This is a genomic window from Photorhabdus kleinii, from assembly GCF_025384885.1.
Lineage (GTDB): Bacteria > Pseudomonadota > Gammaproteobacteria > Enterobacterales > Enterobacteriaceae > Photorhabdus > Photorhabdus kayaii.
The window spans coordinates 45,256-62,813 of record NZ_JAJAFY010000006.1 but is presented as its reverse complement, the minus strand read 5'-3'; the positions used below and the strand labels follow the sequence as shown (position 1 = coordinate 62,813).

The window sequence follows — 17,558 nt, the reverse complement described above, 5'->3', positions numbered from 1 at the left end:
CATGTATTGCTCATTGGCAGATCTGCAAGGACAGATACCAACGCAATCATTGATATGGCTGTCTAACGAAGAACCTAATGCCCAGACGATCAATGAAACTGTGGTTAACAGTGTCATTCGCTATGCCGATGAACTTATTGATGCCCATTTACGCGGGCGTTACATCCTGCCTCTGGCGGAGGTTCCCACGGTATTACGCGATGCTGCTATTACGTTAACACGCTATCGGTTGTATGCCCGCCGTCCAGAAGGCTCTGTTCCTGAAGCCGTGATAGATGATTACAAAATTGTTTTGCGCCAACTGGCTGACATTCGTGATGCTAAACTGACACTGGGCCTGCTTTCCACAGGAAAAGATGCTCCTGAGCCGGGAGAGTTTCGTGTTCGAGCGCGTCATCCCACCTTTGGGGGAAGTCAAGGGATGTTGGAGAAATACTAATGGATGTTTCGCCGATCATTGATGCCATCGTCATGAGGTTAAAAGAAAAGCTACCTAGCTTACAGGTGGAGTATTTCCCTGAAAGGCCGACTGAATTCAGGCTGAACCATCCCGTGGGAGCCATTTTAATCAGCTATCCCGGCTCTCGCTTTGATAAGCCTGAAGATGTTGGGGCAGTATTGCAGACACAAACTGTCATGCTCAATGCCACTATCGTTTTTCGTCAACTTAATGGACGTCACGGAGCCGTTGCCACACTGGATGATGTACGCCGGGTTCTCGGTGGATTCCAACCACCGAACTGCCAACGTAAATGTTGGCTGGTACGGGATACATTTCTCGGTGAGATAGCTGGCTTGTGGCAATACACGCTGGATTTTGCGACTGAAAGTGTATTTATCGAAGATAGTGAGTCACCGGATGGCCCGCCGTTAGCCCAAATCAATTATGAGGAAACTAAACAATGAAATACCTCTATACAGGCCCAGCAAGCGGCGTCACTTTAGCAGATGGCACAGAAGTCTTGCTCTGGTCAGAAAAAACTGTTGATTTACCAGAACAGCATGATTATGTGAAGACATTGATCGCACTGCGATATCTTCATCCACTATCAGAACAGCAAAAAAGTATCCTGAAGAAAAAAGAAAAGTCTGAGGGGGTCACTGATGGCCACTAATTATTTACATGGCGTCGAAACTATCGAAGTCGAACAAGGCTCCCGTCCGGTCAAGACAGTGAAATCCGCCGTGATCGGCTTAATTGGTACTGCACCGATAGGGCCAGTAAACGCAGTGACACTTTGTCTGTCAGAAAAAGATACAGCTCAATTTGGTGCTCAAATGAATGGTTTTACCATCCCACAAGCACTGGATGCTATTTATGATCATGGTGCGGGTACTGTGCTGGTCATTAATGTTCTTGATCCTGAAATACATAAAGCCAATGTTGCCAGTGAAAGCATTATCTTTGATAAAACCACAGGAACAGCAAAACTGGCTAACCCCGTGGTCAGTAATGTCTTGCTAAAAGCCAACTCTGATAGTGCGCCTTATATAGAAGGACAAGATTATTCTCTGGATGTTCAAACAGGTAGGCTCAAGAACATCGGTAAAAACATCATTGCTGGTACAACCGTAATGGCCAGTTATGACTTTACCGATCCCACGTTGGTAACACCCGCTGACATTATTGGCAGCATCAGTGCAGCGGGTAACCGTACAGGTATGAAGTTGCTGAATGATACTTATAACCTGTATGGATTCTTTGCCAAGATCTTGCTGGCTCCTGTTTACTGTACCCAGCTAAGTGTGGCGACAGAACTGATTGCCCTTGCAACTAAATTGGGTGCCATGACTTATATTGATGCCCCGATAGGTACCACTTTTGCTCAGGCTATCAGTGGCCGAGGCCCGTCTGGCACAATCAATTTTAATACCAGTTCTGATCGTGTCCGACTGTGTTACCCACACGTCAAAGTCTATGATTCAGAAAGCAATAGCGAGCGCTTGGAACCATTGTCATCTCGTGCAGCAGGGCTGCGTGCCAAGATTGATGCAGACAAAGGTTTTTGGTGGTCATCCTCCAATCAAGAAATTAGGGGGATCACCGGGATTGAGCGTCAGCTATCCGCCATGATTGACGATCCACAAAGTGAAGTGAACCAGCTCAATGAACAAGGGATTACTACAGTGTTCAATAATTATGGCTCTGGTTTGCGCTTATGGGGCAACCGTACCGCCGCGTGGCCAACTGTGACACACATGCGTAACTTCGAGAACGTGCGCAGAACAGGAGACGTGATTAATGAATCCCTGCGTTACTTCAGTCAGCAATATATTGATATGCCGATCACGCCGGCTCTGGTAGATGCCCTGACAGAATCTGTGAATGCCTATGGTCGTAAATTGATTGCTGATGGTGCTTTGTTAGGATTCAAATGCTGGTTTGAGCCGACCCATAACGAAGAAACAGAGCTGGCATCAGGTCATCTGTTACTCAGTTATAAGTACACACCGCCGCCACCACTGGAACGGCTGACATTTGAGACCGAAATTACCTCTGAATATTTGCTGAATTTAAAGGGGAATAATTAATGGCTGGAAAAATAGAAATTAACCGCATCACCAATGCCAATATTTATATTGACGGCAATAACCTGTTGGGACGGGCTGAAGAAGTGAAACTGCCAGACGTTTCCATGACTATGCAGGAGCATAAGGCGCTGGGGATGGTCGGTAAGGTGGAATTACCGGCAGGCTTCGATAAGCTGGAAGGCGAGATCAAATGGAACAGTTTCTACCGTGACGCTATGTTATCTGCTGCCAATCCCTATAAGTCTCTGGCATTACAGTGCCGTTCCAGCGTCCAGAAATTCAGTTCACAGGGGCGCATTGATGAAGTACCATTGGTGACGTATCTGACCATCTTATTTAAGAAAAATCCGCTGGGCACATTTAAACAACATGAAAATGCTGATTTTTCCAGTAGCTTTACCTGTACCTATATTAAACAGGCGCTGGATGGTGAAGAATTGCTAGAACTGGATTATTTGGCCAATATCTTCCGTGTTGGCGGCGTTGATCAATTGACCGATTATCGCATCAATATCGGAGGTTAAACTAAATAATGACGGTAGAATTAGTGGATAAAAACCAGAATATTCCCAGTCTTGGATTACCTAATGGTACATGGTTTGCTGTCTTAAACATTCCAGGTGTGGAGACTTTGTTTTCTACTCAGAAAACCAATGATCCTATTGACTGCTCTCGTTCCAAAGCCAGAAAGCTCGCCGACTTGATTGATAGGTGGATTCCACCGGAAGGTTGGTTTTCCGATATCGGTGCAGAGAAAGGGAAAGAATATCTGATAGATTTTTTCTGTAACTGTAAAGGCTTTCGCACTCACTAATGACAGGGGCATCAGCCCCTTTCTTCTTTAATCCCCTTTAATATCTCCGTTTCCATACATGAATGATACTGAATGAAACTTACAGAGGAGTATCATCATGTCAACTACGACTTACCATCTTCAATTTCCCTATACCACGGCTGCTGGCGTTCGCATTGAAGAGCTCCAGCTATCACGTTTGAGAGTTAAAGATATCAAAGCTGTCCGGCGAGCCAGCGAAAACCCTGCTGACTGGGATGATATTTTGTTAGCGCGTTCTACAGGGTTGTTACCGGAAGATATCGAACAGATGGATGTCGCTGATTATCTGGCATTGCAGCAACGATTTCAGCAAGTCATCGGATTGGATCAGGGAAATAAAAACAGTGTGGCAAGCATCGGCGATGTTAGCACGATGGTTCCGGTTCCAGCCGAGCGAGATTGATAATCTGGCACTGGATGAATTTGAATGTTGGCTGGATGAGGCCAACACCCAAATCAAACGCGAGAATGGAGACGGTTAATTGATGCAGGCAAATATTGTCCCTAATAGTGTCTGGAATACTGGAAGTGAATTTCCCATTTAATGAGAGCTTAATTCGTGTCAGCAAAATTTTCCATTGGTGTCATTATTGGTGGGGCCATCAGTGGTGCGTTCAGTTCTGCCATGTCCGGTACACGTCGTACACTGGGAGCGCTGGGAGAAACGACACGGCGACTTGAGAACAGACAACAAGTACTGAACCGTGCTATTGAACGTTACGGTCAGCTTGGTTCCCGCAGTGCTCAGAGTTTGAATAGTGATCTGCAACGTGTTAGCCGAACGCTGGAGCAGTTGAACCGTCAGCAACAGCGCTTACAGTCTGCTGCTATCATGAGTGATGCAGCCAAAGCGAATCGTATGGCGCTATATGCACAGGGAGCCGAAACTTATGCATTAACTCGCACGATATCCTCTCCCGTTGTTCAGTCCGTAACAAAGTATGCCTCTTTTGAATCAGGATTAAGGGATATAGCTGTCACAGGCAATCTGTCTCCGAAAGAAGAGCAAAAAATCGGAATCATCTTGCGCCAGAACGCCAAGCAAACAAACCAATTACAAGAAACCCTGCTGGAAGGTGTTGGTACATTGGTTGCTGCCGGAAAATCTCCCATGAAATCGACCGATATGAGTGGATTATTGGGCCGCGTCGCCACGGCATCCAAAGCTAATATTAATGACTTAGCCAAAATGGCTCTATCCTTTGAGTCCCTGAAAATTGAAGGTGATCAAGCGCTAAAAGAAGCCTTTAACCGAGCCGTTTTCGGCGCTAAATCGGGTCGTTTTGAATTAAAAGATCTCGCCCAATACTTTCCAGAAATGACGCAGCAATTTGCTGGTAAGGGAATATACGGTCAGGAGGTAGTTTCACAGATTATTGCCAGCTTGGAAGTTGGTCGTGAAGGTGCAGGAACGGAAGGTGAAGCAGCTACCAATATGAGGAACTGGCTAGCTTCAATGGGACGTGGTGATATTGCCAAAAGATACGCTGAAGCTGACGTCGATTATCAAACCTCAATGAGCAGATATGTTTCTTCGGGGTACTCACAATATGAAGCCTCAATCATGATCGCAGACCGCTTTATCAAGAGTAAAGGAGCCGATCTCATGAAAGAGTGGAAAAAAGCGGGAGCCAGAGGTGATGAAGATGCACAGCGTATGCTCATGGAATCCTTCGGGCTATCCTCTATTTTCACCGACGTACAGACAGTCAACCATCTCTTGGCCATGCGGCAACGTTGGGGCGATTATCAGCGTATCAAAACAGGCATGGGGACTGATTCGGCACAAAAATCTGTTGATACCGACTTTGATAAACAGAACGATACCTTAGAAGCGCAATGGCGGCGTACTCAAATTGGGTTTAATGATTCGGCTATTAGCATTGGTCAGTCGCTGCGTCCAGCATTAATACAGTTAGCCGAAACCTTTATTCCATTGATGGACAAGACCGGAAAATGGCTGGCCGCTAATCCTGAGCTCATCAGTAATGTTGTCATGCTGGTTGGTGGGTTCCTAGCACTCAAAGCCGCTTCAATCGGTGTAAGATTAGGTCTTAATCTTTTGCTTTCCCCTATAACTGATATCTGGAAAGGCGCAATGTTAATGCGCACACGGTGGTTATTGTTTCGAATGGCTATCGGTAGTGGTGGTAGATTCGGTGTCGTTGCAAATATCTTGGGAAAAATAGCCGGATCAGCTCTCTGGTTGGGCAGAATCCTCGGTAGTGCTCTCTATAAGGGCTTGATGTTAGCTGGCAGAGCTATTTTGTGGATTGGACGCGTACTATTAATGAATCCTATCGGATTGATCATCGCCGGTATTGCAGTGGCCGCTTATCTTATCTATCGCTATTGGAAGCCCATCAGTAATTTCTTTAAACGGCTTTGGGTTTTAGTAAAATTCGCTTTCCAAATGGGATGGCAGGGAATCAAAAATATTTGGTCTAGCGTCAAAGGTTGGTTTACAGCTCGATGGAATGACATTACTAATGCGTTTGATGGCGGAATATTTGAGGTCAGTAAATTAATTTTAAACTGGTCGCCATTGGGGTTGTTTTATAAAACATTTGCTGGCGTTATGAAATGGTTTGGCATTGGTATGCCCAATAATTTTACTGACTTTGGTAAAAACATCGTTAATGGGTTGGTTAATGGTATTTCTAATATGCTGACTACGGCTAAGGACATCATTAAAAACTTTGGCGGCAAAGTTTCTAGCTGGTTTAAAGAAGCGTTAGGTATTCAATCCCCCAGTCAGGTATTTATGGGATTTGGCGATAATATTGATAATATTGTGCAAGGTGTGGTTGTTGGTGTTGATCGTACTACGCCGTTGGCTGCTCGTGCCACTCAACGTCTGGCAGAGGGAATGACGCCTGATGTCCCACAAATCTCACCTCCTGAGATGATGTTGGGCAATCCAGCCAGACGAACAGGTTATAAAGATATCAGCAACAGCAATAATGGTTTTTCTATCTCTTTCGCACCGCAAATATATATTGGCGGTAAACTGCAAACGGCTACATCCGATATTAATAAAGCCTTAAACCTGAGTGTGCGTGAATTAGAGAAACTGCTGGAGCGTATTGTCATTCAGAGAGAACGCCGGAGATACGGATAATGTTTGCGGTATTAGGTGATATTGAATTTGAGCTGATCACATATTGGGATGGTTTTGATGTAACTTTTGGTGTTAATTATGCCGAACATGCACGAATTCAAGGTAAACCCGGCTTGCAGTTCGTGGGGGAAAAACTGGATGAAATTCAAATTAGTCTGGTCTTTCATCAACATTATTGTGCGCCGGATGTTGAATTGAATCGGTTACGTGAAGCAATGCGGAAGCATCAAGCACTCGCGCTAGTATTCGGAAATGGTGATTACCGTGGCTGGTTTGTTATTACTGATGTGACAGCTACCAGTGAACAAACGGATTCAGTAGGTAATATATTTGCCCTCAATGCCTCGGTGACATTACTTGAATATATCGGTGATCCTAAAAAACCGCTGAAACCGCCTGCCATTAAATCTCATGTCCTGAATACAAAGGCGTTGTCTAATGCAATACCGAAACCATCAGGTATGGCTAAAAAAGTCAGGGATGGCGTGAATTATGTCAAACAAGCACAGTCAGCACTGCAAACGACTATCAGTGCGGTACGTATTGCACAGAAGATGAAAGACAAACCGACCGTAGCGTTAACCCGCGTACCAAGTCTTCTTACCGGACTCAACAATATTGCTGGTCCATTAGGGAAAAGCTATCCGGCGTTTCAATCACTCGGTAATTCATTGCCAGATGCGATTCAATTGACCAGAGCAACGGGACAAGCAGCAACATTTGTTAACAATGCTCAATTGTCATTAAGCCGTGCAGATAGCCGTAATATCGCGGCTGCATTGGATTCTGTATCAACTCAACTTGAATCAGCAAGTTCAACATTTACATCAATATCACCCGCGCTCAGTAAGATGGCAGCGCAAATTACCACAAGGACTCTTTGATCATGTTTCTTGAACACATAACGAAAGAGGGAGATAGATGGGATTTATTGGCTCACCATTATTATGGTGACCCTTTAGGTTACGCTCGCATAATTGCTGCCAATCCGCACGTTGCAGTTACACCTGTATTGCCATCTGGGATCGTATTGTTGATCCCTATCATTGACGCTGACAATAATGTAGTAACTGAAGAGGATACACCACCGTGGCTGAGATAATAGATTCCAAGCAAACACCATCTATAACGGGTGTCTCAGAGGTTTTAAGTCCGACATTCACGTTACGATATTTGCAAAAAGATATCACAAATGACATCACTCCTTATGTCACTCGTGTCAGCTATACCGACAACATCAAAAGCGAATCCGATGAAATAGAGGTAGAGTTGGATGATACTGATGGTCGCTGGCTGGATAAATGGTATCCGGGCAAAGGTGATACGTTGACATTGAAGTTGGGCTATTTCGGCGAACGGTTACTGAATTGTGGCTCATTCTATATTGATGAAATTGAAGTCAGCATCCCTCCTTCTATTGTATCTGTTCGAGGTGTAGCAACGTCTATCAATACAGCATTGCGTACCAAATCTAACCGTGGATTTGAGAATACAACTCTAGCAGCTATTGCTAATCGCATCGCCAAGAAACATCAGTTAAAGCTGATCGGCAGTATCGAAATCATCAAGATTGACAGGGTGACGCAATATTCGGAAACCGATGTGGCGTTCCTGAAACGACTGGCCAGTGAATATGGTTATGCCGTTAAGGTTGTCAGTGAACAGCTAATTTTCTCCCACTTAGCCACTTTGCGCAGCCAAGAACCGATAAAAAAATTACACCCTCGCGATGTTGCCCAATTTTCACTGCGGGACACAATTAATAAAGTCTATAAAAAAGCTAAAGTGAAACATCAAAAGGCTGATGATAAAAAATTGATTGTCTATGAAGCTGATGGCACGACCAGTGCAAGTAATCAGTCCAATTCAAAAGGCAAGAGTAGCGGTCAAGAAACCAGCGCAGATACCTTAAAAGTGAACAGCCGAGCTGCTAACAAGGATAGCGCTGAAATAAAGGCCAAATCAGCACTGGATTCACATAATGAGTACCAGCAGAACGGCTCACTTTCATTGATGGGAGCCCCTCAGTTAACCGCCGGAAATAAAATTGAGTTGATTGAATTTGGCAAGTTATCTGGGCAATGGTTAATTACTTCAGCTCACCACTCTTTTGATCGCGACAGCGGATATATAACCGAACTTGAAGTTGCTCGTGGCCCTGTTACATCAAGCAAATCCAAGAAAGATAAAAAAGGTAAGACTCATAAATGGGTTGTATATAAGCCTGATGGTTCTTCGGACACAATCATCAAGGAGGAATCCAAATGAGCAGTGTAACTCGTCAAGTTGGTACGATTAGCGCCGTAGATCCTGCTACTGTTCGTGCCCGCGTGCGATTGCCTGAATGCGATAATATGCGTACTAACTGGCTGAATGTGTTGCAGCGCAATACCCAGAATAACAAAGACTATTGGTTGCCCGATGTTGGGGAACAAGTTGAAGTACTATTGGATGCCAATGGTGAAGATGGTGTTATTTTAGGTGCTATCTATTCCAGTGTTGATAAACCGCCTGCTAACAATAAAAATATCCGTGGTGTAACTTATGCAGATGATGCAGCTTTTTACTATGATCGTACCTCACACACCCTGACTATTAATGGCGGCATTCAGCACATTAAAATTGTGGTGGGAGCCAATGTTGTTATTCAGACACAGCAGGCAACTATTGATTCACCGGAAACAATCGTAACCGGAAATATGTTAGTGAAAGGCCAATTAACTTACCAAAATGGACTGTCGGGCTCTGGTGGTAATGGAGCTGCTGCGACCATTCAGGGCAATGTCAGCGTTAATGGCAACATCCATGCAACGGGCAGCATCATGGATGAAGGTGGTAACTCAAATCATTATCCTCATTAGTTTCTTTAAACACCTTTAATATCAGATATGCCTACAGGGGATGATACTGTTCCCCATGAATACGAACTCACACTCTGTTTTTTGGCAACCCGCTCTCCAGAACTCAGGCAAAATTGCCTGTGGGCTGGATGACATCGCCCAAGCAATACTCATTATTCTACGTACACCACGTGGTAGTGATCCACATCGACCAGAATTCGGCAGTCACTTGCACCTTTATATTGATTACCCAATAGACCGCGCGATTCCCCACGTTGTCAGGGAATCTGTTGATGCTATTACACGTTGGGAACCTCGTTGCCAGTTGCTCTCCGTGAAACCAACTGTCAATGGAGAACACCTAACTCTGCGTGTGAATTGGACAGCAGTTGATGGCATTACACAATCTACGGAGTTGCTATGGCGCTGACAGAACCTGATTTTATCGAGCGTGATGTAGAGAAAATCACAACCGAAATGATTGCAAAGTATGAGGCTGATGTAGGTAAGACTTTGTACCCAGCACAGGCAGAGCGCCTGCTGATCAATTTATTTGCATATCGTGAAGCACTAACCAGAATGCAAGTTCAGGAAGCCGCCAAGCAGAATCTGGTCGAGTTTGCCCATGCGCCCATTTTGGACTACTTAGGGGAATTGGTCGGAGTATATCGGCTACCCGCCCAACCGGCGCATACAACACTGCAATTTAGTATTGGTGATGCGTTAGAGCGAGATGTGCTCATTCCTGTGGGGACGCGTGTTAATGCATCGGACAGTATTACTTTTGCTACTAATACAGATGCTGTTCTGAATGCAGGTACACGTTTCGTTAATGTCACAGCTACTTGTACAGATGCTGGATTATCAGGGAATAGCTGGCAACCAGCACAAGTCAGTACATTGTTGGATGAAATCGACGACATTGACCTGCAAGTGACCAACACAATAGTGAGTAGTGGTGGTTCGGCAGAGGAAAGTGACGAGAGGCTACGTGTACGAATCAAGATGGCCCCTGAATCGTTTACTAATGCGGGCAGTCGTCAGGCTTATCGCTTTCATGCCATGCGTGCTCACCCTAATATTGTTGATGTCGCAGTCAGGTCTCCCATTCCGGGTGTTGTTGAACTGTTTCCACTATTGGCGACGGGGTTGCCAGATGAAAGCATTTTAACGCTGGTGAAAAGTTTTTGTTCTGACGAAAAAATCCGCCCGTTGACTGACACTGTACATGCAAAACCTCCCGTGAAGATTGATTATACCATCAAGGCTAAACTGACCTTGTACAGTGGCGTTAATGCACCCGGTATTCAATCAGCAGCAGAACAGGCCATACAAACATGGGTAGCTGAACGAGCAACAACGTTAGGGAAAGATATTGTTCCCAGCCAAATCATCTCAACATTGTCTGTTTCTGGCGTCTATCAAGTCGTACTGGAGTCTCCTACGTTTCAGATTGTAGGTGAAAATGAATGGGCGAACTGTATCGGTATCACTGTTGTGGTCACTGGATTCGCTGATGGTTAAGTTACATCTACCACCTCCACTGGAAGCTGATATCAGTATGCGTGTATTAGGTCAGTTGGCCTCCCGTTTTGATGATATCGATTTAACCCAATTAATGGTTTATCTCATTGATACTGTTGATAGCAGCGCGTTGCATTGGCTTGTAAATCAATTCTCCCTATTTGGCGATGGCTGGGAGCTTGTCGAATCAGACAAGGCTCGCCGCACGTTACTCAAGTCAGCTATAGAATTGCATCGGTATAAAGGTACACCGTGGTCAATTCGTGAAATTATCCGTCGTTTTGGGTTTGGTGAAATTGATTTAATTGAAGGCACTGGTCAAATTAATTATGACGGTCATGCCAGCCATAACGATAATTATGTACATGGAGATTCAACATCCTGGGCAGATTATCGCGTCATACTTCAACAACCTATTACCAATGATCAAGCCTCGCTACTGCGTACCACACTGGCCGCGTTTGCGCCTGCACGCTGCCACCTTGCCAGCTTGGAATATCAGTCTGTATCAATTCGTTACAACAATACTGTCAATTATGACGGTAGTTACAATTATGGGAGCAGTTAAAATGGCTAATTTACCGGAAACCCCACAGTGGTCAGAGGGAGTGTATCAGATAGAAACCTCAGACCCCGTGTTAGGCGGGCCTGATGGTATTTCCAATCGGCAGGCTAAACAGTTGGTCAACCGCACAAGCTATCTTAAACAGAAACTAGAACAAAATGGGAATGAGTTGAGGGAACATTCTGAGGTGCAAGACCCACATACTCAATATGCACCGAAAGCCAGTCCCATTTTCACAGGAACGCCAATTGCCCCCACACCTGCTAAAAACGCTAATAATACTCAGATTGCAACAACAGCATTTGTGCAATCACTGACGAATACGGCGAATCAAAGTGCTGTAGCTGCAAATAACAACGCTAATAGCCGAGTACCATCTATTCGTAAAGTGAATGGAAAAGCGTTGTCATCTGATATTTCATTAAATGCCGGGGATGTGGGAAGTTATACTAAATCTGAGAGCGATAATACTTTCTTGTGCATTTCTAGCGATAAAACTGCAACCGTTGGTAGTTTATTGATTGATAGTAAAACGCCTTTTCCTGAGCTGCGTTTCAAATCGAAAGATGGGTATGTGGTAGGAATTAATGGTTCGGAAGGAAAATTGTTACATGTTTATTCTAACGATCCGAGCAATCAGCGACGTTATAATATATTAATACCTGAGCGAAGCGGTACACTCGCATTACAAAATGCAGCTATAAAATCTGAAAATGGCTGGTGGCAATGTGGGGATACGGGAATCATTATTCAATGGGTTAAAGTGGCATCAAACCAACAGTCATGGGTAAAAATCAATTATCCAATTTCTTTTAAAAATCAGTTTATTGGCTATGTCGCAAGCATGTCGAGTATAAATACATCAACAGGTCACACATTAGTACGTAATGCAACATTATCGACGTTTGAATATCAGGCTGGCACTCCCAACAACAATGAGAATCCAAGCAAAGTTGTTCATATATTATTTTGGGGGGTATAAATGGTTTATTTCTCCAGAAAAGAAGGCGCTTTTTATAGTGAAGCTCATGAAGAATGCATTGAAATAACAGCAGAGAAACACAATGAATTACTTACAGGGCAGTCACACGGTTTGTCAATTGTTAGTAATAAAGAGGGTTATCCAGTGCTTACTGAACGCGCTCCGTCCGTTTATCATAAATACGATGGTGAAAAGTGGATAATATCAGAAAGCAGTGTGATAAAACTCAGGCAGGAACAACAGCAACAAGCAGAACATAAAAAACAGCAACTTATGTTCACTGTAAGTAAACAGATAGCTCCGTTACAAGATGCTGTAGAGTTGGGGATGGCGAGTGATGAGGAAAACTCTCGGTTGACCGCTTTGAAAAAATATAGGGTATTACTAAACCGTGTTGATGCTAGCTTAGCGCCAGATATTTATTGGCCCGAAAAACCCAGAGTAATAGAATAAGGGCTGCAATAAACTGGCCCCAATAGTCAGACAGTCTAAGCAGCCAACATGGCCTAGGTTCGATATTATACCGAACTTAGACCATTTAGTTGAGAATTAGTCACCTGGAAGAATTATTTCGGATAACTCGTTCAATAGGTTGTCCATTCTCGTCAAAATATCGGCTTGGCCAAATTTCTGAGGGATGTACTCCGAGATTGTTCGCAATAATCCACTCTCCTTTAGGCCAAGGTCGTGATAGAGCATTAGCTAATGTAGATGAGCTAAGTCCCTCCTTACGTGATACCGCTGCTAAGGTAGTGCCGAGCTTACGTAAGGCAGCGATAATGTCGGCAGTATGCCAATCTTTTTTATTCATTTCCTTTATATCTCCATATAACAAACGCATGAATTATCCTATTTTGGGATATTTAAGTAAATGGTTGATATTCGATTTTGGGATATTAATCAAGGTTAAAGAAATGGCATCGATTTATTCATATGAATATCAAATGGTTATAAACGCTCTTCGTAAGGCTAGGATAGAAAAAGGTATTACTCAAAAAAGATTGGCTCAAGCCTTAGATCGACCTCAATCATTTATTGCTAAAATTGAAAATGGTGAAAGAAGGTTGGATGTAGTTGAATTTGTGCATATAGCACACTTGCTATCTGTCGATCATGGGCTAATTTTAGAAAAAATACTGTTCAAAAAACCACCTAAAAAGCCAAAACGAGCAGAGCTTATAAAATAAAAAATCCCATTTTGGTATAAATCAACAATCGATTGATATTTAATCCTAAATGTTTAGTAGGATTGAATATATGGTTTCAATTTACTCTGATGAATATCAAATAGTTATCAAAGCACTCCGTGAGGCTCGTATAGCAAAGGGGGTCACGCAAGAGAATTTAGCTCAAGCGCTAGATCGCCCTCAATCGTTTATTGCAAAAGTTGAGAATGGTGAAAGAAGATTGGATGTTGTGGAATTTGTTCATATAGCACATTTGTTATCATTAGAGCCAAGTGTTCTCATAAAAAGAATCCCAAGAAAATATTCCTCGATATGCTGATAACTTTCTATCTATGCTAGTTTCATCAGATAGCGTAGCTAAAGAGGGATTCACATAGTTAACTATGTGGTAGAACAATTAGGGTTTAATATCCCTAAAGTTGTTTTTTGTACTCCGTGTTATGTAATGTCTATACACGTTTTACTTGGCTAACACTATAATTGGAGCTATCTGCGCTCCTTTTGCGCAGATAGATGTAACTAAACCGGTTTCGCTCCAGGTTGGAGAGGGGGCTGGCTTATGAGGTCATGAGGTCGGCCTTTTCAGCTATAGCGATTTCCCCAATTTTCGGAGCTTCGGCTCCCTTAGTTTGACCAACGATTTTTACGCGTTGCGTATTGCTAACTTTAATGCTGAATTCCGAAAATGACTTCACGTTTTTCCTATCTATACGCTCATGCTTCTCGTTCAGTTAGGTGAATTTGCCGAGCGCTTTTTAATAACTTCTTAGTCTCAAGATAGAGGTTTATAAGGCTAAAATAGCTTTACATCAGAGGTAGGTTCAAGTTCAGCTAAAATCATAGCTAAATGCATTCCAATCATTTTCATTTGGTTAGGCATTTCATTCTGTACTGTGCATTATGATAGAGGTGTTAACCCCATTTTAATGAGTGCAGAATATACCGCCTAGCTGTGTGGAATTGGTTACCTTGCTACAGATTTAAAGGAAAAATGGGTAAATTGAATAAATTACAGTCATATTTATGACGTTAGTTGTGTAAAAATTTTTCAATAGATGAAACACAATTGTCGCTTCATTTATCGAGCGGATAGGCGAAATTTATCGCGCGCGGCATCATTTTGTGTTGTCCTTGCTTTGCACTGGTGAGCAGAGTAATGCCTTGGCGGGGATTTATCTGTTCGGGTTTCCTGCACAGGAAAAAACGGTATTACGTCATTCATCTTTCCCCGACTGACAGGATAGGGCGTCTGACGCGAAGTCGAACCCGGTGCTTGCATGCGGCATTTGTTCGCGAACTTGAAGGGGCACTTTTGCGGGCAGACAGGGATATTCTGTTTCGTTCTCATTTGATGCGACTAGCTCAGATACAACTGGCTTGTTCGGTTTTGGCGCATTACCCAACAAGGCGTTATCGGATGGTTAAAGTGGTTATCACTCGCTGGGAACGAACAGGGATTACATTACAAAACTTACTGTATGAATGGCGTTATGTTCCGACGGCTGCCTATGGTGTTATGGTGGTGGTGAAGCAGGAAAAATAACATCTTATATTGGGGAGCATGAAATTGTGTGGGGCAATGGCATAGCTGGTATCGGCACATTACCTTATCGCTACTGGCTCATGCGGCGCTGGCAGTTTTGCGGATAGGGGAGAAAAAAACGCCGGCGGGGCTGGTAGCCCTCAGCGTGGCGGAACTGCGTAAACTGCTGTCCAAATTAATGGAAAAAACGGGAGACACCGTCGAGCAGATTTTACATTGGTCATATTGACGACGACACCAATACTACGCACAACAATGTCATTATCGTCGCTGGGATAACCTTATGATTTCAGAGTAGTTACGGCTGTAGTATTAGGGGGATTTAAGGGGAAACAAATCAGCGATCTGCTGGATGTGATTGAGGACAGATACGAACAACGCAGCACGGTGATTGTGAGCCAATTACCGGTCAGTGAATGGTATGGGTTGATGGAAAATTCGACAGTTGCAGATGCGCTGTTAGGCCGATTGATCCACAACGCACATCGGCTGGAATTAACAGGAGAATCGCAACGGAAAAAAAGTCTGGCTGAAGCTGCGGAAGTAAGTTAAAAAGTGAGTGGTTACGAAGAAAAGATCAGATGGCCGGACGATACCGAAACAGCTGGCCGGACAAACCGAAATACGCAGGGGATCCCTCAGGCGCAGAGCCAATATAAATGAAGGCTATCTTGTGCAGGTTTTACTGGCCGGTTTAAATGTGAATGAAAAATGAGCCTTCACGCTCTTGCCCTGATTAAATGTTGATGACATGATAGGCAATCCATGCTAGGTAAAAATGCTATATTCATAGTAAATCATATTTAATAATTTATTGTTAATTCCTCATGATTTTAGGAGGTATTGTTGAATCTATTTTTATAGTCATATTACTTATTTAATGAGAGTAACGTACAGTGATTTGTCAGACAATCCTGTATGAGCGTTTAAAAATTATACCCAATGGATTTCAAGATGCATCGCGACGGCAAGGGAGTGAATCCCCGGGAGCATAGCAAACTATGTGACCGGGGTGAGCGAGTGCAGCCAACAAAGAGGCAACTTGAAAGATGACGGGTATATATATAAATAAAAGGGAAAATGTATGAGCGATTGGGAGGCTGTCCCTGTATTGGCTGCATTGGATCTAGATGAATTGGTTGACTTTTACACAAGTAAACTTGGGTTCCATTGCGACAATTTTGTTCCTAATGAATATGCGATAATTAGCAGAGGGGAAGCTGAAATCCATTTTTGGGCATGTAACGATAAGTACATTGCAGAGAACACTTCTTGCTATATTTTCGTGAAAGATATCCAAAGTGTGTTTCAAGAACTACAAGCGCAGATTGAAGTCTCTCCGCTTGCGGAAACTCCATGGGGCATGTTGGAGTTCCACCTAATTGATCCAAGTGGAAATTTACTTAAGTTTGGGCAGCCAGTTTAGCTGTTTAACGTTCTCCCCAACTCCTGTTTATTCAAAGTATATGGACATCGAACTTGAAAAATCCATTCAAACGTATGGCTTCTTTTTCCGCTGAAAAGAAGATAGAAATTGCCAGAAAGGTCAAGCAACACTGAGCAGAGTAAAAAAGAAAGGCATGCTGATGAAAAGGAGGGCGGAGAATCATTCATAGAGTGGTTGAAACTTCATCAGGAAAATAACAATGGAAATCAAAAAGAAGAAGCTCTGTCCCCTGTTACAAGTTCTCAGTTAAGGCTGTGGTATCTGAGTCAGATCAGCGACACCCATTTTATTGCCTACAATATTCCTGTTGCACTGCAGATAACAGGCAGTCTTGATGTTGCCAAGTTAAAGCAAAGTTTTGTAAAACTGGTTGAACGCCATGCATGCCTGAGAATGTGCTTTCCGGTGTTCGACGGCATTCCTTCTCAATGTGTCCTGGAGCAATTACAACCTGTTTTTATACAAAGTGTAAGAACACATGAAGAGGTGACTGACTACATACACAAGCGGGTAAAGATACCATTTGATTTGGAAAACGGCGCCTTGTTTAGGGTGGAATTGATGAATCTATCCAACACTGAACATCTACTGCTGGTGTGCTTTCACCATATTATTGCCGATGGATGGTCAGTTTCAATTCTCGTTAGAGATCTCGTCGCACTCTTTACCGATGAACAGACTCTCGCACAGACGAGAGCGTAAAAAACCGTGGGGCAATCATTTAAATGCTCCCCTCGGACGGCAGTTCTGAATGGCGAGCTAAAAGGCACAATTTGAACGTTGGTATCCCGGCATCAAAATTAATGAGCTAGTCGGAATATGGTTGATGGTTTTACATTAGCTATAGCGGCATAAACGCCAATGTAGTGCCCCACAGATTTTATGCTCTCTATATTGGAGTGTAATTTTCATTTTTTCATGTTGAATTTTTTATCGTCATCCTCTCTGGTTTTGCACAGTATTCTTCCCTGTATCGGGTAAT

The 17,558-nt window shown here is 43.5% G+C and carries 25 protein-coding genes and 1 pseudogene; 25 read left to right on the top strand and 1 reads right to left on the bottom strand.

Translation table 11 applies throughout. The annotated features are described in order from the left end of the window. The first annotated feature begins 1 nt into the window (after nucleotide 1). From LG003_RS05690 to LG003_RS05610, 18 genes are all read left to right on the top strand, one after another. A complete protein-coding gene (locus LG003_RS05690; protein ID WP_036843634.1) occupies nucleotides 2-439 on the top strand; it encodes a gp436 family protein in 438 nt (145 codons plus the stop codon). Beyond that, a complete protein-coding gene (locus LG003_RS05685) occupies nucleotides 439-906 on the top strand; it encodes a Gp37 family protein (RefSeq protein ID WP_036843632.1) in 468 nt (155 codons plus the stop codon). Before LG003_RS05690 ends, LG003_RS05685 begins: the two co-directional genes overlap by 1 nt. Beyond that, nucleotides 903-1,115: a hypothetical protein gene (locus LG003_RS05680; protein ID WP_112878815.1), complete on the top strand. Its 213-nt coding sequence runs from the start codon at nucleotides 903-905 to the stop codon at nucleotides 1,113-1,115. Before LG003_RS05685 ends, LG003_RS05680 begins: the two co-directional genes overlap by 4 nt. Further along, nucleotides 1,105-2,532, top strand: a complete 1,428-nt coding sequence (locus LG003_RS05675; RefSeq protein WP_262980356.1) for a phage tail sheath subtilisin-like domain-containing protein — start codon at nucleotides 1,105-1,107, stop codon at nucleotides 2,530-2,532. Before LG003_RS05680 ends, LG003_RS05675 begins: the two co-directional genes overlap by 11 nt. Next, nucleotides 2,532-3,056: a phage major tail tube protein gene (locus LG003_RS05670; protein ID WP_262980355.1), complete on the top strand. Its 525-nt coding sequence runs from the start codon at nucleotides 2,532-2,534 to the stop codon at nucleotides 3,054-3,056. Before LG003_RS05675 ends, LG003_RS05670 begins: the two co-directional genes overlap by 1 nt. A gap of 8 nt (nucleotides 3,057-3,064) precedes the next feature. After that, nucleotides 3,065-3,346 (top strand): hypothetical protein, encoded by a 282-nt coding sequence (locus LG003_RS05665; RefSeq protein WP_262980354.1) that lies wholly within the window; start codon nucleotides 3,065-3,067, stop codon nucleotides 3,344-3,346. Between the two features lie 97 nt (nucleotides 3,347-3,443). Further along, complete coding sequence (locus LG003_RS05660; RefSeq protein ID WP_112878817.1) at nucleotides 3,444-3,770, top strand: phage tail assembly protein; 327 nt, start codon at nucleotides 3,444-3,446, stop codon at nucleotides 3,768-3,770. After that, a complete protein-coding gene (locus LG003_RS23240) occupies nucleotides 3,730-3,849 on the top strand; it encodes a GpE family phage tail protein (RefSeq protein WP_110742787.1) in 120 nt (39 codons plus the stop codon). Before LG003_RS05660 ends, LG003_RS23240 begins: the two co-directional genes overlap by 41 nt. 77 nt (nucleotides 3,850-3,926) lie before the next feature. Further along, nucleotides 3,927-6,488 carry a phage tail tape measure protein gene (locus tag LG003_RS05655; RefSeq protein ID WP_262980353.1) on the top strand — a complete coding sequence of 854 codons (2,562 nt, stop codon included), beginning with the start codon at nucleotides 3,927-3,929 and terminating at the stop codon, nucleotides 6,486-6,488. After that, a complete protein-coding gene (locus LG003_RS05650; protein WP_112878818.1) occupies nucleotides 6,488-7,372 on the top strand; it encodes a phage tail protein in 885 nt (294 codons plus the stop codon). Before LG003_RS05655 ends, LG003_RS05650 begins: the two co-directional genes overlap by 1 nt. 2 nt (nucleotides 7,373-7,374) lie before the next feature. Then, nucleotides 7,375-7,590, top strand: a complete 216-nt coding sequence (locus tag LG003_RS05645; RefSeq protein WP_105395091.1) for a tail protein X — start codon at nucleotides 7,375-7,377, stop codon at nucleotides 7,588-7,590. Further along, nucleotides 7,578-8,756, top strand: coding sequence for a phage late control D family protein (locus LG003_RS05640; RefSeq protein ID WP_262980352.1), 1,179 nt, complete (start codon nucleotides 7,578-7,580; stop codon nucleotides 8,754-8,756). The genes LG003_RS05645 and LG003_RS05640 overlap by 13 nt, the downstream gene beginning before the upstream one ends. Further along, nucleotides 8,753-9,349 carry a phage baseplate assembly protein V gene (locus LG003_RS05635; protein ID WP_262980351.1) on the top strand — a complete coding sequence of 199 codons (597 nt, stop codon included), beginning with the start codon at nucleotides 8,753-8,755 and terminating at the stop codon, nucleotides 9,347-9,349. Before LG003_RS05640 ends, LG003_RS05635 begins: the two co-directional genes overlap by 4 nt. Before the next feature lie 55 nt (nucleotides 9,350-9,404). Beyond that, on the top strand, nucleotides 9,405-9,758 hold the full coding sequence (locus LG003_RS05630; protein ID WP_088371096.1) for a GPW/gp25 family protein: 354 nt from the start codon (nucleotides 9,405-9,407) through the stop codon (nucleotides 9,756-9,758). Then, nucleotides 9,749-10,852, top strand: a complete 1,104-nt coding sequence (locus tag LG003_RS05625; protein ID WP_262980350.1) for a baseplate assembly protein — start codon at nucleotides 9,749-9,751, stop codon at nucleotides 10,850-10,852. Before LG003_RS05630 ends, LG003_RS05625 begins: the two co-directional genes overlap by 10 nt. Further along, on the top strand, nucleotides 10,845-11,420 hold the full coding sequence (locus LG003_RS05620) for a phage tail protein I (protein WP_390894101.1): 576 nt from the start codon (nucleotides 10,845-10,847) through the stop codon (nucleotides 11,418-11,420). The genes LG003_RS05625 and LG003_RS05620 overlap by 8 nt, the downstream gene beginning before the upstream one ends. A gap of 1 nt (nucleotide 11,421) precedes the next feature. Then, on the top strand, nucleotides 11,422-12,399 hold the full coding sequence (locus LG003_RS05615) for a gp53-like domain-containing protein (protein ID WP_240000835.1): 978 nt from the start codon (nucleotides 11,422-11,424) through the stop codon (nucleotides 12,397-12,399). After that, on the top strand, nucleotides 12,400-12,852 hold the full coding sequence (locus LG003_RS05610; RefSeq protein ID WP_262980349.1) for a tail fiber assembly protein: 453 nt from the start codon (nucleotides 12,400-12,402) through the stop codon (nucleotides 12,850-12,852). A 100-nt stretch (nucleotides 12,853-12,952) separates the two neighbouring features. On the opposite strand, the gene LG003_RS05605 is transcribed toward LG003_RS05610, so the two are convergent. Next, a complete protein-coding gene (locus tag LG003_RS05605) occupies nucleotides 12,953-13,210 on the bottom strand; it encodes a helix-turn-helix domain-containing protein (RefSeq protein WP_065389358.1) in 258 nt (85 codons plus the stop codon). Between the two features lie 103 nt (nucleotides 13,211-13,313). On the opposite strand from LG003_RS05605, the gene LG003_RS05600 reads away from it, so the two are divergent. The 7 genes and pseudogenes from LG003_RS05600 to LG003_RS05570 all read left to right on the top strand — a co-directional run bounded on the left by LG003_RS05600 (nucleotide 13,314) and on the right by LG003_RS05570 (nucleotide 17,278). Continuing rightward, on the top strand, nucleotides 13,314-13,586 hold the full coding sequence (locus tag LG003_RS05600; protein ID WP_051240231.1) for a helix-turn-helix domain-containing protein: 273 nt from the start codon (nucleotides 13,314-13,316) through the stop codon (nucleotides 13,584-13,586). 70 nt (nucleotides 13,587-13,656) lie between these two features. Then, nucleotides 13,657-13,905, top strand: coding sequence for a helix-turn-helix domain-containing protein (locus tag LG003_RS05595; protein WP_011147600.1), 249 nt, complete (start codon nucleotides 13,657-13,659; stop codon nucleotides 13,903-13,905). An 837-nt stretch (nucleotides 13,906-14,742) separates the two neighbouring features. Beyond that, nucleotides 14,743-15,129, top strand: a complete 387-nt coding sequence (locus LG003_RS05590; protein ID WP_262980348.1) for a hypothetical protein — start codon at nucleotides 14,743-14,745, stop codon at nucleotides 15,127-15,129. Between the two features lie 28 nt (nucleotides 15,130-15,157). Further along, a pseudogene (locus LG003_RS05585) lies at nucleotides 15,158-15,358 on the top strand (hypothetical protein); the annotation flags it as partial. A 107-nt stretch (nucleotides 15,359-15,465) separates the two neighbouring features. Continuing rightward, complete coding sequence (locus LG003_RS05580) at nucleotides 15,466-15,681, top strand: ATP-binding protein (protein ID WP_315903376.1); 216 nt, start codon at nucleotides 15,466-15,468, stop codon at nucleotides 15,679-15,681. A gap of 532 nt (nucleotides 15,682-16,213) precedes the next feature. Continuing rightward, the gene (locus tag LG003_RS05575; RefSeq protein WP_112879665.1) at nucleotides 16,214-16,555 is read left to right on the top strand and encodes a bleomycin resistance protein; all 342 of its coding nucleotides are present in this window, start codon (nucleotides 16,214-16,216) and stop codon (nucleotides 16,553-16,555) included. Between the two features lie 108 nt (nucleotides 16,556-16,663). Beyond that, nucleotides 16,664-17,278: a condensation domain-containing protein gene (locus tag LG003_RS05570; RefSeq protein ID WP_112879666.1), complete on the top strand. Its 615-nt coding sequence runs from the start codon at nucleotides 16,664-16,666 to the stop codon at nucleotides 17,276-17,278. Nucleotides 17,279-17,558 lie beyond the last annotated feature (280 nt).

Excerpts from the sequence above, each read along its gene's own strand:
- LG003_RS05685 (WP_036843632.1), top strand. The coding sequence starts at position 439 with ATGGATGTTTCGCCGATCATTGATGCCATCGTCATGAGGTTAAAAGAA.
- LG003_RS05670 (WP_262980355.1), top strand. The coding sequence starts at position 2,532 with ATGGCTGGAAAAATAGAAATTAACCGCATCACCAATGCCAATATTTAT.
- LG003_RS05625 (WP_262980350.1), top strand. The coding sequence starts at position 9,749 with ATGGCGCTGACAGAACCTGATTTTATCGAGCGTGATGTAGAGAAAATC.
- LG003_RS05615 (WP_240000835.1), top strand. The coding sequence starts at position 11,422 with ATGGCTAATTTACCGGAAACCCCACAGTGGTCAGAGGGAGTGTATCAG.
- LG003_RS23240 (WP_110742787.1), top strand. The coding sequence starts at position 3,730 with ATGTTAGCACGATGGTTCCGGTTCCAGCCGAGCGAGATTGATAATCTG.
- LG003_RS05595 (WP_011147600.1), top strand. The coding sequence starts at position 13,657 with ATGGTTTCAATTTACTCTGATGAATATCAAATAGTTATCAAAGCACTC.
- LG003_RS05660 (WP_112878817.1), top strand. The coding sequence starts at position 3,444 with ATGTCAACTACGACTTACCATCTTCAATTTCCCTATACCACGGCTGCT.
- LG003_RS05630 (WP_088371096.1), top strand. The coding sequence starts at position 9,405 with ATGAATACGAACTCACACTCTGTTTTTTGGCAACCCGCTCTCCAGAAC.
- LG003_RS05665 (WP_262980354.1), top strand. The coding sequence starts at position 3,065 with ATGACGGTAGAATTAGTGGATAAAAACCAGAATATTCCCAGTCTTGGA.
- LG003_RS05620 (WP_390894101.1), top strand. The coding sequence starts at position 10,845 with ATGGTTAAGTTACATCTACCACCTCCACTGGAAGCTGATATCAGTATG.
- LG003_RS05635 (WP_262980351.1), top strand. The coding sequence starts at position 8,753 with ATGAGCAGTGTAACTCGTCAAGTTGGTACGATTAGCGCCGTAGATCCT.
- LG003_RS05680 (WP_112878815.1), top strand. The coding sequence starts at position 903 with ATGAAATACCTCTATACAGGCCCAGCAAGCGGCGTCACTTTAGCAGAT.
- LG003_RS05675 (WP_262980356.1), top strand. The coding sequence starts at position 1,105 with ATGGCCACTAATTATTTACATGGCGTCGAAACTATCGAAGTCGAACAA.
- LG003_RS05690 (WP_036843634.1), top strand. The coding sequence starts at position 2 with ATGTATTGCTCATTGGCAGATCTGCAAGGACAGATACCAACGCAATCA.
- LG003_RS05575 (WP_112879665.1), top strand. The coding sequence starts at position 16,214 with ATGAGCGATTGGGAGGCTGTCCCTGTATTGGCTGCATTGGATCTAGAT.
- LG003_RS05645 (WP_105395091.1), top strand. The coding sequence starts at position 7,375 with ATGTTTCTTGAACACATAACGAAAGAGGGAGATAGATGGGATTTATTG.
- LG003_RS05600 (WP_051240231.1), top strand. The coding sequence starts at position 13,314 with ATGGCATCGATTTATTCATATGAATATCAAATGGTTATAAACGCTCTT.
- LG003_RS05610 (WP_262980349.1), top strand. The coding sequence starts at position 12,400 with ATGGTTTATTTCTCCAGAAAAGAAGGCGCTTTTTATAGTGAAGCTCAT.
- LG003_RS05590 (WP_262980348.1), top strand. The coding sequence starts at position 14,743 with ATGCCTTGGCGGGGATTTATCTGTTCGGGTTTCCTGCACAGGAAAAAA.
- LG003_RS05605 (WP_065389358.1), bottom strand. The coding sequence starts at position 13,210 with ATGAATAAAAAAGATTGGCATACTGCCGACATTATCGCTGCCTTACGT.
- LG003_RS05650 (WP_112878818.1), top strand. The coding sequence starts at position 6,488 with ATGTTTGCGGTATTAGGTGATATTGAATTTGAGCTGATCACATATTGG.